The following is a 14,412-nucleotide window of genomic DNA, read 5'->3' on the forward strand; positions in this document are numbered from 1 at the left end:
TACCGGCTCGTCGCCGCCCGCACGAGCCCCACGCAGGGCGCCCAGGTCGCGGTCCGGCCTGCGACCTGCCCGACGCGCCCGACCGGTGGCTTCGCCCGACGACCGCGGACCTCCTCCCGCGCACCTGACCGGCGTCGTCGTCCGAGGGTGTGGAGAACCACGGCCACCTTCTGGCCGATATGTGTAGGTTCGTCGCCATGCGATCGATGGGGGCTCGAACGTACGGTCTCGTGCTGGTCAGCGCGCTCGCGCTCGCCGGCTGCACGGCGGAGGGCGCCGCCAGGCCCGAGCCGACGACGACTTCGGCGACCCCCGTGCCGACCCCAACTGTGTCGCCGTCGCCCACGCCGTCGTCGAGCCCCAGCGCGGCGCCGACCTCGGGGCCCGACCAGGACGTGACCAAGCCCCCGGCCCGTCCCGCGGCCCTCGACGGTCCGGCGACCGAGGACAACGCGATCGCCGTCGGCAAGTACTTCATGTCGCTCTTCCCGTTCATCATCGCGACCGGCGACTACGCGGAGTGGGACGCACTCAGCGGACCCGACTGCCAGTTCTGCGCCAGCAGCCGTGAACGAGCTGCCAAGATCCACGAAGCCGGTAACCACGGGACCGGCGGTGCCATGGACATCGGTCTGGGAACGGTGGCGACCGACCGCGACGGCTCTTTCCTCGTCGGCATCCAGCTCGTCGAGCACGGGTCGCAGACCGTGGACTCCGACGGCAACGTCATCGAGGACTTTCCCGGCGACATGACGCTCCGCGCAAGCATGAAGCTCTCGCACGGGGCCGACGGGTGGACTGTGGACGGGGTTCAGGTCGAGCAGTTCGGAAGCGGTCGATGAGTCGGGTTCACCGGTCGCTCGTCGCGTTCGGGCTCGGAGCTGCGCTGGCGATCGGCGTCTCGACACCTGCGTCTGCCGAGCGCGTGATCGAGCCGGTGAAGGACCGCGTCAACTTGGGCGACACGTTGACCAACTACGTGGAGTACCGCTCGTGGAAGGCTCGCAAGAACCCGCTGGTGGACTACGCGTACGCGCGGTTGTGCAACGTCGACTCGCAGTACCTGGAGTCGGACATCGACGGGGAGTGCTCGCCGCCGAACGGCACGGTCGTCATCCCGGGGTGCGGCGAGGACGAGGCGGTGATGCCGTTGTGGCGGCGAACGCGGGAGACGATCAGCTCGCCATGGTCGACCTGGGAGATGCGGATCGGGTGGGCGTGCCCGGACGACCTGCTGCCCCCGTTCACGCAGGAGGACTTCCGCCAGCTGACGATCGACCCCACCGTCGCGCACCGGCAGCCCGGCGAGGGCGGGACCGTCCTGGTGAACAAGGGGATCATCGGGTGGGTCGAGCCCGACGAGCGCACGTTCCGCACGAGCCTGTTCGACTACGGGATCGACGTGGTGACCCGGCCGGTCGAGTACACGTGGGACTTCGGTGACGGGCAGTCGCTGACGACGACGTCCCCGGGCGGCCCGTACCCGAACAAGGACGTCGAGCACGTCTACGAGCAGACGGGCACGTTCACGGTCACTCTTACCACGGTGTGGAAGGGCAAGTACCGGGTCGACGAGGACGAGGACCACGAGTGGCGTGACATCGACGGCACCGCGCTCACGACGACGACTCTGGCGCCGTTCGAGGTCACCGAGCTCCGCGGCCGCCTCGTCGGCTGAGCCGTTCTCAGCGTCGACCTGGGAGATGAGCGGGACGGGACGAACCGGCACGGATCGACCGCGCACCGGGCTACCCTGACGCGCGTGTCTGCCGCCCCTCGTCGTGCCGTCCTCGTGCTCGTCGTCGCGCTCGCGGCCGTCGCGGGGCTGAGCGGCTGCTCGAGCGACAGGTCCCGGGGCCGCGACGCCGCGCGGTCGGCGGTCGAGACGCTCCTCGCCGGGTCGCGGACGGAGGGTGACGAGATCGCCGACATCGCCGAGAGCGTCGAGGAGAGGGCACGCGCAGCCGGCATCGTGATGATCGGCGTCGAGCACCGGGAGTCGGACGGCGGGTACGGCTCGCCGATCGGCTCGATCACGCTGGGGCTCACCGTCGCGGAGGTCGTGGAGGACCCGAGCTGGTGGGGCGACGACGAGACGCGGGACCCGGGCCCGTACTGCTTCGAGGTGACGTTCCACCGCCGCGGGGTGCTCAAGACCAAGGGCGTCGGTTGCCCCGACGGTGGGCTGGTGGCGGTTCCCGCCCCGCCGTCGCGCCTGCCGCGCATCGCGCCCAACGCGCACGAGGCGGTGTGGTCCGTGCTCGAGTCGATGCCGGACCGGGTCCCGTCGCAGGACCAGGTGGTCGCGGACGTGACCGCGCGGCTCGAACCGCACGCCAACGGTGTCACGCCGCTCGCGGAGGTGACGGTGGCGATCGACGACGGCGTCGTCGCGGTGGCGACGGGTGACGGTGACGACTGCGTGCTCGTCAAGCGGGGCCCGGACGGCGTGGTCCGGGACGTGTACGTGCCGCCGGTCTACCTGAAGCGGGGCGAGCTGGGCTGCTACGCGGACACCGCGTTCGCTGACCTGCGACCGCCGCACTGACCGACGAGGTCCGCACACCGGGCGCGGACGGATGCGCGCCAACCGCTCGGCGTCGCGGACGAGGTCGACGACGGAGCAGCGCCTCGGGCGCGGGGGTCAGCGCCTGCGCGGTGCGCGTGAGAGCCGCGAGCACCGCGGCGAGCTCGTCGGCCACCCACGGCCGTTGCGGCGTGACGCTCTCCACGTCCTCGAACGCGAGGACGACCCAGTCGTCGACGTCGTACGTCCACAGGAACCGGGGCGCCGGCACGGTGGGCGGCAGCAGGCGCGCGACGTGCGCCTCGTGCCGGTAGGCGGCGTGCGCGTGCTCCCCGCGGGTCGCCGACGCCGCCTTGACGAACACCCGCGTCCCGTCCGCCAGCTCGAGCCGGCTCGCGAAGCCCTCGGTGAACCCCCCGTCCTGCGTGTGCGCGCGCAGCACACTCGCCCCCGCGCGGGACTCGACGGCCGCGCGCACGCCGTCGGGCAGGTCCTGCCACGCCGGGCGCCGCGCGGTGGCGCGGTGGGGGAGGGAGGAGTGGTCGCGCATCCCGGGACGGTAGCGGGCGGGAGACCGGCGGGTCGCGCGTATACCGGACGGGACCCGGTGGGTGTCGCCGCGCGTCAGGCTGGGCGGGAGCGGTCCAGGCGCGCGGGCTCCGGCTCGAACCCGGCCGAACGGTAGGCGGCAACGGCCGGTCCGTTGGCGGCGGGGCCCGCCACCGCGACCCCCGACGAGTCCCGGCCGAGCAGGCACCGTGCGCGGGCGAACGCCGGCCCGTCCGCCATGGCACGCCACCGCTCGTCGGTGAACCGGTCGTTCCCCCACACGGCACGGTGGACCGCCGTGAACTGCGCACTGTGGCCGGCCTCGACCACCTCGACGCGCAGCCCGGGCGCGTCCACCGGCGCGGTCAGGTCCCGCCGCAGCGGCGTCCACGGCTCGCCCGCGCGCCACCCGGCCTCGCCCAGGACCTCGAACACGCGCGTGGCGTTCGGTGCCTCGAATGCCACCGCACCGTCCGGCAGCACGATGAGGTCGGGAGTGGACGGTGAGGCTAGGCCGGGGTTCTCTCGTGACTCCCGCGCTCACTGCAGCGCTCATCCTGGCCACCCCGACGATGTCACCGGCCTCTGAGCTGGTCGACCCGGTCACCACGGTGTGGGAGGGCAGGTACCGGGTCGACGAGGATCCGGACCACGAGTGGCGGACCATCGACGGCACGGCCCTGACGACGACGACGCTGGACCCGTTCGAGGTGACCGAGCTCCGCAGCCACCTGGTGGGGTGACCCGCGCCGCCACGCGGCACCGGGGCGAGGTCCGCGGTCGACGTGACGCGCGAGAGAGTGACGTGCCGCGGCAACGCTTCACCCGACGATGCGCGCTGCCGACCGTAAGCATGACCCCGCGAGCGCGGGGTCTGGCCCACGCGCCCGAGGAGCACCCGTGTCCACCGACCAGCCGACCCCGACGACACCGGCCGGTCCGGGCTATCCGTCCGTCCCCGCGGGGTACCCGCCTGCGGCTCCGGGGTACCCGCCTGCGGCGGCCGGCTACCCGCCGGCACCGGGCTACCCGCCTGCCGCCCCGGGCTACCCGCCAGCTCCCGGCTACCCGGCTGCGCCCGCGGGCTACCCGCAGGGCCCGCTGCCGCCCGGGTACGGAGCAGCGATGGAGCAGGGTCCGCGCAAGTACGACCGGCTCGCGATCGCGGCCTTCGTGCTCAGCATCATCGGCGGGACGCTGCTCGCCCTGATCCTCGGGATCGCGGCGCTGACGCGCACGCGCGACGGCCGGACCAAGGGCCGCGGCCTGGCGATCGCGTCGCTGGCGATCTCGCTGGCGTGGGTGCTCGGCGCGCTCGTCGTGGTGTCGATGCAGAACGCGAAGGAACCGACGTCGGCGTACATGGTGGGCGACTGCGTGCAGGTGAGCTCCGGCGCGGCGGCGAACCTCGACGGCAGCGACGCGCCGACCCTGCCGCGTGTGGAGTGCACGGTGCCGCACAACGGTGAGGTGTACGCGACGAAGCAGATCCCGGCGGGGTCCTACCCGGGTGTGGACGAGGTCGAGCAGGATGCGGAGTCGTTCTGCCTCCAGCGGTTCGAGCGGTTCGTGGGGGTGGGGTACGACGACTCGCAGCTGCAGGTCTTCTACGTCTACCCGCAGAAGGGTGGCTGGTACGCGGGCGACCGCGACGTGGCGTGCGTGGTGCTGGACGGGGTCGACGTCACGGGGACGCTGCAGAACGCCGGCCGGTAGTCGCCGCGGGGCCGAGCGGGTCCGGGGCTCAGGGCGCGGGGATGCGGGTGACGGTGAACGGCTCGGGGGTCCCGCCCGCGGAGCGGGTCGCGAACTGGCTGCTCACGACGAGCAGGCTGTGCCCGGCGCGCGCGGCCGTCGTCGGGTCGTCGAACGACGCGTCGGGCGTGCGGGACACCACGGTGCCGGAGCCGAGGTCCCGGTCGAGGCGCACGGTCGCGATGCCGGGTGCGCCGGTGGTCCACTCGACGGCGTACAGCCGGCGTCCGTCGAGCAGCAGGCCGTCGCCGGCGACGGCGTCGTCGCCGAGGTCGACGCTCTCGACGCTCCCGTCGGTCAGCCCGACCCGGAACAGCTCGGACGTGGGCGTCTTGGCGACGATCGCGTACCGGCCGTCGCGTGAGACGACGATGCCGTTGGCGTTGATCTCCTGGTCGTAGGTGAAAGCGGTGCCCTCGAACGAGACGACGGGCGTCAGCGGCTCGGTGCCGGTGGTGCGGCGCTCGCGCCCGTCGATCCGGTAGAGCACGGGCCGCATCGAGTCCGTCACGTAGACGTCACCGCGCGGGCCGACGGCGAGGTCGTTGACGAACGTGGGCGACCCGTCCTGCTCGACCTCCCAGGCCCCGGTCAGGTCACCGGTCCGCAGGTCGTACGCCCACACACGGCCGGTGAACCCGCCGGCGACGAGCAGGGTGGTGCGGTCGACCTTGAGGCCGACGGCCATGGTCCGGCCGTCCTCGCCGCCGGGCAGGAAAGGTGTGGCGGTCGGCTCGTCGAGGTCGCCGCGGTAGATCGTGCCGTCGGTGGTGCTGCTGACGTAGAAGTCGTCGCCGTGCGTGGCGATGCCCTCGGGGTACACGTCGTCGGCCGCGGGTCCGGCGGGGTCCAGCAGGTACGTCGTCGGGCGGTGCACGCCACCGGGGTGGCCCGGTCCGTGGGGGCCGGGCCCGTGCGCGGACGCCGGGACGGCGGCGAGCATCGTGAGCACGACGGCGGTGGCGAGGGAGGTCGTCAGGCTGGATCGCATCGGTGCACCCCTGCGGCGGGGTCGGGCGTCTCACCGGGCGTGGGCCCCCCGCCGTCGCCCCCCGGAGTGCGCGGTCGATTCGGACGAACCGGCGCGACGTTCACTGTAGGGACGGGTCGCGGCCCGGTCCAGACCCGTCCGGCGTCCAGCGACCAGCCCGAGTCGTCGGCCGGGCTAGAGGCTCGTCGCCGTCCGGACGAGCCCGGCGACCGCCTGGGACCGGCTGTGCGGGGGCCACGCGATGACCGTCGTGACCCGGGGGGCGTCGAGGACGGGGACGGCGACGACGCCCTCGGTCACGATGACCCGGCCGGACTCGGGCACGATCGCGCACGCGCGCCCGAGGCCGATGAGCTGGAGCAGCTGGGCCTGGTCGTGCGCCTGCGGCCCGGGACCGGCGAGGTAGGTGCCGTCGGGCTCGGGCCAGCGTGGCAGGGGGAGGCCGGGCAGCTCGGTGACGTCGGCGACGACGACGTGCGGCCGTGCGGCGAGCGGGTGCCCGGCGGGCAGCAGCGCGACCTGCCCCTCGGTGTGCAGCTCCTCGGAGTCGAAGCCGGCGACGTCGTCGAACGGCAGGTGCAGGAGCGCGACGTCGGCGCGGCCGTCGCGCAGCACGCGGGACTGCTCGCCGATGCCGCTGAGCAGCACCTCGACGGGGACGGAGTCGGGCTCCGCGGCGTACGCGTCGAGCAGCTTGGCGAGCAGCTCGGTGGACGCGCCGGCCTTGGTGGCGAGCACCACGGCGGCCTGTCCGGGAGTCGCGCGGGCGGCGCGCCGGGTGCGCCGCTCGGCCGCCTCGACCGCGTCGAGCACGGCACGTGCCTCGCGCAGGAGCGTCTCGCCGGCCTGCGTGATCGCGACCGCGCGGCTGGTCCGCTCGAACAGCTCGACTCCGAGGCGTCGCTCGAGCCGGCTGATCGCGCGGGACAGCGGGGGTTGGGCGATGCCGAGCCGCGTGGCCGCTCGGCCGAAGTGCAGCTCCTCGGCGACGGCGACGAAGTACCGCAGCTCCCGCGTCTCCATCCTCCGAGCCTAACCACGCCGCGCCCGATCGATACCTGCCGGGTATCGGTCGCACCGAGTCGGTATTGGACCCCCCCGCCCGGCGGGCCCGCAGGATCGAGGGCATGACACAGAAGACGACGGCGCTGGTCACGGGCGCGAACAAGGGCATCGGGTACGAGATCGCGGCGGGCCTCGGCGCGCTCGGGTGGCGGGTCGGGGTCGGTGCGCGCGACGCGCAGCGCCGCGACGAGGCCGTCGCGCGGCTCCGCGAGGCGGGGGTCGACGCGTTCGGCGTCCCGCTCGACGTCACCGACGACGAGAGCGTCGCGGCCGCCGCCGCGCTGCTCGAGGACCAGGAGGGCCGCCTCGACGTGCTGGTCAACAACGCCGGGATCGTCGGTGGGGTGCCGCAGACGCCGACCATGGTCGCGCCGGAGACGATCCGAACGGCGGTCGAGACCAACGTCATCGGCGTCGTCCGGGTCACCAACGCGATGCTGCCGCTGCTGCGCCGCTCGCCCTCGCCGCGCGTCGTGCAGATGTCGAGCAGCGTGGGGTCGCTGACGTTGCAGACGACCCCGGGCGCCGACACCGGCCCGATCTCCGCCGCCTACTCCGTGTCGAAGACGTTCCTCAACGCGGTCGTCGTCCAGTACGCCAAGGAGCTCGCGGGCACGAACATCCTCATGAACGCGGCCTGCCCGGGCTTCGTGGCGACCGACCTCAACGGGTTCCGCGGGACACGCACGCCGCAGCAGGGCGCGCAGGTCGCGATCCAGCTCGCGACCCTGCCCGACGACGGCCCGACAGGCGGGTTCTTCAGCGACTCGGGCCCGATCCCCTGGTGAGGAGGGGCCCGCGATCGCACGGGCGCGGGTGCGGACCGGCAGGAACCGCCACGGATCGCCCCGCGCCGCCGCTACCCTGACGCGTGCCCCCGACCGTCTGCCGCACCGTCGTCGTGCTCGCCGTCGCGCTCGTGGCGGCCGCGGCGGGCGGGTGCGCCGACGACGAGTCCCGGGGGCGCGACGCCGCGCGGTCCACGCTCGAGACGCTGCTCGACCGGTCCGGGACCGAGGGCGACGAGATCGCGGAGATCGCCGCGGACGTCGTGGAGGCGGCGCGCGGGACCGGCGTCGTGATGGTGGGGGTCGAGCACGAGGAGTCGGCGGGCGGGTACGGCTCGCCGATCGGGTCGGTCACGCTCGGGATCACGGTCCCCGAGGTCGTCGTGGAGCAGGACTGGCAGCAGACCCGGCACGAGCAGGACCCCGGGCCGTACTGCTTCGAGGTGACGTTCCACCGCCGCGGTGTGCTCGACACCCGCGGGGTGGACTGCCCCGACGGCGGGCTCGTCGCGGTGCCCGTCCCGCCCGCGCGGCTGCCGCGCGTCGCCGTCAACGCGCACGACGCCGTGTGGTCGGTGCTCGAGGAGATGCCGGCCCAGCCCCCCGCACCGGACCGCGTGGTCGCGGACGTCACCGCCCGGCTCGAGCCGCACGCCAACGGCGTGACGCCGCTGGCCGAGGTCACGGCGGCGGTCCAGGACGGGTCGGTCGCGGTCGCGACGGGCGACGGGGACGAGTGCGTGCTCGTGGCGCGCGGCCCGGACGGCGTGGTGCGGGACGTGCACGTGCCGGGGGTCTACCTGCAGCCGGGCGAGCTGGGCTGCGTCGCGGGCACGGCGTTCGCGGACCTGCGACCGCCCCACTGACGCGGTGGGCCGCCGATCCGCGCGTCAGGCGCGCCGTCGGCGCTCGGCCAGGTCCCGCAGCGCCACGACCGCCGTCAGCAGGCGGGGGGACAGCAGCAGGATCCCGAGGACGAGCGCCTCGTAGAACGCCCACGTGGTGGGGCCCGCGGTGACGAGCGAGTCGCGCATCCACACCAGCAGGTGCCACGTCGACGGCAGGAACAGCACGACGAGGAACCATGCCGCGAGGAGCATCCCGCCCAGGTGCACGAACCGGTACCAGCGCGCGACCGCGAGGTCCCGCGGGGAGGTGGCGGCGAGCGTCGCGCGCTCGTCGGGCGTCAGGCGCCGGGCGGTGCGCCGCAGGAGCAGGCGCGTGGTGCGCTGCAGGTGGGTGCAGCCGAGCAGCGCGGTCATCACCGCGTACACGTCGCTGCGCAGGAACACGAAGAACTGCAAGACGATCGCGGACACCTCGACGAGCGCGAGCGCGGCGAGCAGGGCGTCCGGACCGAGGCCGGCGGCGCGCAGCGTGAGCACCACGGCCAGGACGACGGTGTCGAACGCCATGCCCGCGAGCAGCGGCCCGACGCGTCGCCGCGGCGGCAGCGCCCACAGCCCGGTGAGGTTCGTCTCGAACGTCAGGAAGTACAGGCGGCGCGTGATGCGCAGCCGCGCGGGGACGCCGAGCGCGGCGGCGGCCATGACGTGCGCGAGCTCGTGCAGCCCGGCGAGGACGTAGGTGATGAGCGTGAGCGCGGCGAGGCTGCGCGCGGGCGTGCCGAGGAAGAACACGTCGAGCGCATCAGGACGCACGTCCGGGACGACGACGAGCAGGCCGACGACGACGACCGCACCGAGCCCCGCGAGCGCCGCGCCCCACCGGGAGAACAGCCACCGGGCCCTGGCGCGCGGGGCGACGACGAGCCCGTGCCCGGCCGGTGCGTCGTCGTCGGCCGCGACCGCGCGCTCGTCGTCCACGGCCGCGACGAACCCGAGCCGCACGAGGCCGGCCGCGAACGCGAGGACGTCCACGGGCTCGTCGGCGTCCGGCGGCGTGACGGCGCGCGAGACGTCGGCGACGGTGCGCCCCGCCGCCAGCAGGTCCAGGGCGCGGGCGCCGACGGCGGGGATCGCGACGAACCGCCCCGTGTCGGCACGCCCGACGACCACACGGTCGCCCTGGGCGGTGCGGGTCAGCGGGTGCAGCCGCAGCACGGACGTCGGCCCGAGCTGCGGGTCCGTGACCGGTGCGGGCGAGACCGCGGTCATCAGGCGACGGCGGCGCGCGCGGCCGCCCGGGCGGGGGCCGTCGCGCAGACCGGGCAGTCGGGGTCGGCGGGCCACGCATCGCTCGTCGTGCCGCCGTCGCCCGCGAAGTCGACGAGCTGGTAGCGGCCCAGCGAGACGGGAGCGGTCAGCCCGGTGAGGAACCGCATCGCCTCGAGCGACACCAGCCCGCCGAGCACGCTCGTCACGGGCCCGATCGCGCGGTTCACGCGGTCCTGCTCGAGCACCCGCGGACGCTCGACGACCTCCCGGTCGATGCCGTCCGCGAGCCGCGCGCGGTGCCGCTCCAGGCACTCCCGGCACGCCGAGACGCCCGGGTCGACCGACCAGTACAGCCCCTGCGTGTACGCCAGGCCGCCGCGGATGAACGGCACGCCGGCAGCCACGCACGCCTCGTTGACCCAGCGGTCCACCTCGTCGGGCTCGTCGATCGCGGAGACCACGAGCGACGGCAGCGCGGACAGCGCGGACCCCCGCAGCAGCGCCGTGACGTCGTCGGGCGACTCGACGCGTCGTCGGAACGCCTCGACGCGCAGCGTCGGGTCGAACGCCCGCAGCCACGCGGCGACGCGCTCGGCCTTCGGCTGCCCGACCTCCGCCTCGGTGTACGTGAACTGCCGCGCGAAGTTCCGCAGCTCCACACGGTCCTGGTCGACGACCGTCACCGCACCGACCCCCAGCCCGGCGAGGTTCATCAGCACCGACGAGCCCAGCCCGCCCGCGCCGAGCACCAGCACGTGCGCGTCCCGCAGCCGCGACTGCGGCTGCTCGCGCGGCACGGACAGGGTGGTGAACGCGTCGAAGAACGCGAGGTTGCTGAAGTAGCGCTCGCGGTCGTGCGCGTCGGACGTCTGCGGCGCGGCCGCGTCCTCGAGCCAGCCGAGCCGGTCGAGCTGGGCGACGGCCGCCGCGACGTCGGCCGGCGTGACGGCGGGGTGGCGCTCGCGCAGCGCGGCGGCCAGCGCGGGCACGTCCCGGGTGCCGTCACGCAGCAGCGTGAGCAGCGCGAGCACCTGCCCGTCGGGGTCCGCGACGCGCGTGCGGACCCTCGGGTCGAGGCTGACGATCAGCTCGCCGTCGCCGGCGAGGCAGTTGAGCGACTTGAGACGGGGCAGCATGGTCGGTCCCTCGGGAGGCGGATGGGCGGGCGGACGAGACGAGCCGGCCCGGTCGTCGTGACCGGGCCGGCTCGCGGGCGGGATCAGGCGCCGCCGGCCTCCGGGTCGAGGTGGATCCGCGTCGCGGTGATCTCCTCGACCTCCATGATGTCGATCGTCATCTCCTTGCACCCCCTTGCATCCCTCGTCGGACTGTCGCCACTCGTCGCGGCGGCAACGTCGGACGAGGACACGTCGACGCCGCGGCTGATACGCGGGGACGACGAGCTTCACCCGGCCCGCGCGCGGACGTCACCCGGAGCTCAGGGGAGTGCGAGCACCACGCGGTCACCCTCGACGCGGGCTCTGACCTGGCGGAAGTCGTCGACTCGCCGCAGTCCCCTGGTGGTGGGCGACTCGTGGCCGCCGACGACCACGGTGAACGCCCCGGCGGCCCTCGCGGCCCGCAGGCCCGCCTCCGCGTCCTCGAAGACCGCGCAGTCGTCGGCGGGCACCCCGAGCGCGGATGCCGCACGCAGGAACCCGTCAGGAGCGGGCTTGCCGGCTGCGACGTCCTCCGCGGCGACGAGAACGGTGGGGCACGGCAGGCCGACCGCCGTCAGCCGGCGCACCGCGAGCTCCCGCTCGGCCGACGTCACCACGGCGACGCGCGCGTCGGGCAGCGAGGCGAGCAGGTCCCGCGCACCGGGGATCGCGGTGAGCCCGTCGAGGCGGACGAGCTCGGCGGCCTCGATCTCGGCTGCGACGACGCGTGCCTGGTGCGGGTCCGGCAGGAAGTCGGCGACCGTGTCGATCGTGCGGCGCCCGTGGGAGACGCTCAGCACCGCGTCGAGGTCGACGCCGTGCGCGGCGGCGAACTCGCCCCAGACGGCCTCGACGACCGCGGTGGAGTCCACGAGCGTGCCGTCCATGTCGAGCAGGACGGCCGCGACGGTCACCTCGTCCGCGGGGGCGTTCGTGCATCGGCGGCGTCGAGCGGGTGGGTCGTCACTCGTCGGACGCTATCCGGCGGAGCCCGTCACGTGGGGCGGGTGCGGTCCAGCCGGACGGGTCCGGGCTCGTACCCGGCGGAGCGGTACGTGGCGACCGCGGAGGTGAGCGAGGTGGGGGTGCACACCTGCGCCGACGACGCGCCGAGGGCGCGGAGCGTCGACGCGGCCGCGAGGCAGATCGCCCGGCCGTACCCGCGCCCGCGGTGCTCGGCGTGCACGCCCATCGGCTCCAGCAGACCCGGCCGGCCCGGGCCGGCCGACCACACGGTGACGCCCGCGACGGGCACGCCCGAGGCGTCACGGCCGAGCAGGCAGCGCGCCTCGGCGGACGGCACCCCGGCCGCCATGGTCCGCCACACCTCGTCGGTGAACCGCTCGTTCCCCCACGCCGAGCGGTGGACGGCGGTGAAGTCGGCGCACGTCTCGGCGGAGACCTCCTCGACGTGCAGGTCCGGCTCCGGCACCGGTGCGCGCAGGTCGCGGCGCAGCGGTGTCCAGGACTCGCCCGCGGGCCAGCCGCGCTCACCGAGCAGCTCGTGCACGCGGCTCGCGTTCGGCGACTCGACGACGACCGCACCCTCGGGCAGGACACCGCGACGAGGGTCGACGACGTCCGCGACGACCTGGCGCGCGACCTCGTCGGAACGCCACGCCCCGGGCGTGAGCGTCAGGCGCAGCGCGTCGGGGCCGTCGAGGAAGCCGATCGCGACGAGCTCGTCGTCCCGGCTCCACGTCCGGACGGCTGCGGCCACGGCGTCCGTGCCGAACCGCCAGAACCAGCCCAGGTCACCGGGGTGCAGCTGCAGGGGCACGGCCTCGTCCTGCCACGCGCGCAGGGTCGCGACGACGTGCGCGAGCCGGTCCGGTGCGGGCGTCGACGAGGTGATCGGCATGCCTCGATCCCACACCCCGCCGGCCGCGGGGCGCACGGCAATTGCGTCGGACGGGCCGGGGTCGGCCCGGTCACGCGGACCGGACCGACCCCGGGGGAGTGCGTCGGTCAGCCGACGCGGACCAGCTGCCACTGCTGGTTGGCGCCGCCCCAGCTGGAGTACTGGACGATGTTCGCGCCGTCGGCGGTCGACGCGCCCTGGACCTCGAGCGCCTTGCCGCTGAGGCGGCTCGTGATGGTCGCGTACCCGTTGGAGACGGTCGCGCGCCACTGCTGGTTGGACCCGTTGTTGTCGGTCCACTGGACGATCGCGGCACCGTCGGCCGTGGACTTGGCGTACACGTCGAGGTTCTTCCCGGACAGTCGCGACCGGATCTCGTAGTAGCCGTCACCCGTGGCGACGAACTGCCACTGCTGCTGGTTGCCGTTGTTGCGGGACCACTGCGTGATCCGTGCGCCGTCGTTGGTGGCGAGGTTGTACACGTCGAGCGCCTTGCCGCTGTTGCGGTTCAGCAGCACGTACCACGCGTTCGTGTCGATGGACGAGTCGCCCGGGTTACCGGGGTTGCCGGGGTTGCCGCCGCCCGCGTTGAGCGCGTTGAGGACCGAGGTGTACGCGGCCTTCTTGTTGCCCGACGCGTCGAACAGCAGCGGGTTGGCGCCCGTGCGCCACGAGTCGGAGTCCCGCACGCCCCACACGGTGATGCCGTTGCAGCGCGCGACCGCGAGGCACGCGTTCGTCACCTGGGCGTACATGTTCGCCTGGTTGCCGCCCTGCTGGATGTCGAGCTCGGTGATCTGCACGTCGACGCCCAGGTCCGCGAAGCGCTGGAGGTTGGCCTGGTAGTCGCCCGGCAGGCTCGTCCCGAGGTGGGACTGGAACCCGACGCAGTCGATCGGCACGCCGCGGGCCTTGAAGTCGCGGACCATGTTGTAGACGCCCGTGGACTTCGCGTTGATGCCGTCGGTGTTGTAGTCGTTGTAGCAGAGCTTGGCGCCCGGGTCCGCGGCGCGGGCGGCGCGGAACGCGGCCTCGATCCAGTCGTTGCCGGTTCGCTGCAGGCTCGAGTCACGGCGGCTGCCGCGCCCGTCGTCGGCGAACGCCTCGTTGACGACGTCCCACGAGTGGATCTTGCCGCGGTAGTACGACGCGACGCGCGTGACGTGGTTGATCGCGGCGCTGCGCAGCGCGCTGCCGGACAGGTTCTGCGCCCAGCCGGGCATCTGCGCGTGCCACAGCAGCGCGTGACCGCGCACCTGCTTGCCGTTGGAGCGCGCCCAGTTGGCGATCTGGTCGCCGCGGCTGAAGTTGAAGCTGTTCTGCGACGGCTCCGTCGCGTCCCACTTCATCTCGTTCTCGGCGGTGATCATGTTGAACTCGCGGTTGGCGATCGACGAGTACGTCGAGTCGCTCAGTCGGCCCGCGGCGATGGCCGTGCCGAAGTACCGGCCCTTCTCCGCGGCGGACGCGCCGAGCGTCGAGGCCGCCTGGGCGGGGTTGGCGAGCGCGACCATCGTCGTGAAGGCCAGCCCGGTGGTGGCGGCGAGCGCGACCGCTCGTCGCCGCCAGCCGTGCTGCCGTGGGGTTGTCGTGCGCATG

The 14,412-nt window shown here is 74.1% G+C and carries 16 protein-coding genes; 7 read left to right on the forward strand and 9 right to left on the reverse strand.

Features of this window, described 5'->3' with window-relative positions; genetic code table 11:
- Nucleotides 1-230: 230 nt before the first annotated feature.
- From CBP52_RS14120 to CBP52_RS14130, 3 genes are all read left to right on the forward strand, one after another.
- Nucleotides 231-842: a DUF6318 family protein gene (locus CBP52_RS14120; RefSeq protein ID WP_198303468.1), complete on the forward strand. Its 612-nt coding sequence runs from the start codon at nt 231-233 to the stop codon at nt 840-842.
- A complete protein-coding gene (locus CBP52_RS14125; RefSeq protein WP_094181484.1) occupies nt 839-1,678 on the forward strand; it encodes a PKD domain-containing protein in 840 nt (279 codons plus the stop codon). The genes CBP52_RS14120 and CBP52_RS14125 overlap by 4 nt, the downstream gene beginning before the upstream one ends.
- Before the next feature lie 84 nt (nt 1,679-1,762).
- Nucleotides 1,763-2,548, forward strand: a complete 786-nt coding sequence (locus CBP52_RS14130) for a hypothetical protein (RefSeq protein ID WP_157732644.1) — start codon at nt 1,763-1,765, stop codon at nt 2,546-2,548.
- A gap of 603 nt (nt 2,549-3,151) precedes the next feature.
- Here CBP52_RS14130 and CBP52_RS14135 read toward each other — a convergent pair.
- Entirely contained in the window at nt 3,152-3,541 is a 390-nt protein-coding gene (locus CBP52_RS14135; RefSeq protein WP_157732645.1) for a hypothetical protein, read from the reverse strand.
- Between the two features lie 62 nt (nt 3,542-3,603).
- Between CBP52_RS14135 and CBP52_RS14140 the strand changes: the two genes are divergently transcribed.
- Both CBP52_RS14140 and CBP52_RS14145 read left to right on the forward strand, forming a co-directional pair.
- Nucleotides 3,604-3,819, forward strand: coding sequence for a hypothetical protein (locus tag CBP52_RS14140; protein ID WP_094181487.1), 216 nt, complete (start codon nt 3,604-3,606; stop codon nt 3,817-3,819).
- Between the two features lie 157 nt (nt 3,820-3,976).
- Nucleotides 3,977-4,792: a DUF4190 domain-containing protein gene (locus CBP52_RS14145; protein WP_141321306.1), complete on the forward strand. Its 816-nt coding sequence runs from the start codon at nt 3,977-3,979 to the stop codon at nt 4,790-4,792.
- Between the two features lie 28 nt (nt 4,793-4,820).
- Here the strand turns inward: CBP52_RS14145 and CBP52_RS14150 are convergent, their stop codons facing one another.
- Both CBP52_RS14150 and CBP52_RS14155 read right to left on the reverse strand, forming a co-directional pair.
- The gene (locus CBP52_RS14150; RefSeq protein WP_094181489.1) at nt 4,821-5,822 is read right to left on the reverse strand and encodes an SMP-30/gluconolactonase/LRE family protein; all 1,002 of its coding nucleotides are present in this window, start codon (nt 5,820-5,822) and stop codon (nt 4,821-4,823) included.
- Between the two features lie 174 nt (nt 5,823-5,996).
- Nucleotides 5,997-6,845, reverse strand: coding sequence for a LysR family transcriptional regulator (locus CBP52_RS14155; RefSeq protein ID WP_094181490.1), 849 nt, complete (start codon nt 6,843-6,845; stop codon nt 5,997-5,999).
- 104 nt (nt 6,846-6,949) lie between these two features.
- On the opposite strand from CBP52_RS14155, the gene CBP52_RS14160 reads away from it, so the two are divergent.
- The gene (locus CBP52_RS14160) at nt 6,950-7,675 is read left to right on the forward strand and encodes an SDR family oxidoreductase (RefSeq protein ID WP_094181491.1); all 726 of its coding nucleotides are present in this window, start codon (nt 6,950-6,952) and stop codon (nt 7,673-7,675) included.
- Nucleotides 7,676-7,758: 83 nt separating this feature from the next.
- The gene (locus CBP52_RS14165) at nt 7,759-8,541 is read left to right on the forward strand and encodes a hypothetical protein (RefSeq protein WP_094181492.1); all 783 of its coding nucleotides are present in this window, start codon (nt 7,759-7,761) and stop codon (nt 8,539-8,541) included.
- A 24-nt stretch (nt 8,542-8,565) separates the two neighbouring features.
- Here the strand turns inward: CBP52_RS14165 and CBP52_RS14170 are convergent, their stop codons facing one another.
- The 6 genes from CBP52_RS14170 to CBP52_RS14190 form a co-directional block, all read right to left on the reverse strand.
- A complete protein-coding gene (locus CBP52_RS14170) occupies nt 8,566-9,792 on the reverse strand; it encodes a hypothetical protein (RefSeq protein ID WP_198303469.1) in 1,227 nt (408 codons plus the stop codon).
- Complete coding sequence (locus tag CBP52_RS14175; protein WP_094181494.1) at nt 9,792-10,928, reverse strand: ThiF family adenylyltransferase; 1,137 nt, start codon at nt 10,926-10,928, stop codon at nt 9,792-9,794. The genes CBP52_RS14170 and CBP52_RS14175 overlap by 1 nt, the downstream gene beginning before the upstream one ends.
- A gap of 83 nt (nt 10,929-11,011) precedes the next feature.
- Nucleotides 11,012-11,161: a hypothetical protein gene (locus CBP52_RS17665; RefSeq protein WP_157732646.1), complete on the reverse strand. Its 150-nt coding sequence runs from the start codon at nt 11,159-11,161 to the stop codon at nt 11,012-11,014.
- A gap of 69 nt (nt 11,162-11,230) precedes the next feature.
- Nucleotides 11,231-11,866, reverse strand: a complete 636-nt coding sequence (locus tag CBP52_RS14180; protein ID WP_232514512.1) for an HAD-IA family hydrolase — start codon at nt 11,864-11,866, stop codon at nt 11,231-11,233.
- Between the two features lie 80 nt (nt 11,867-11,946).
- Nucleotides 11,947-12,813 (reverse strand): N-acetyltransferase, encoded by an 867-nt coding sequence (locus tag CBP52_RS14185; RefSeq protein ID WP_094181495.1) that lies wholly within the window; start codon nt 12,811-12,813, stop codon nt 11,947-11,949.
- A gap of 107 nt (nt 12,814-12,920) precedes the next feature.
- Nucleotides 12,921-14,411: an endo-1,4-beta-xylanase gene (locus tag CBP52_RS14190; protein WP_094181496.1), complete on the reverse strand. Its 1,491-nt coding sequence runs from the start codon at nt 14,409-14,411 to the stop codon at nt 12,921-12,923.
- Nucleotide 14,412: the final 1 nt, after the last annotated feature.

This window comes from Cellulomonas sp. PSBB021 (genome assembly GCF_002240455.1).
In the GTDB taxonomy this organism is placed as follows: domain Bacteria; phylum Actinomycetota; class Actinomycetes; order Actinomycetales; family Cellulomonadaceae; genus Cellulomonas; species Cellulomonas uda.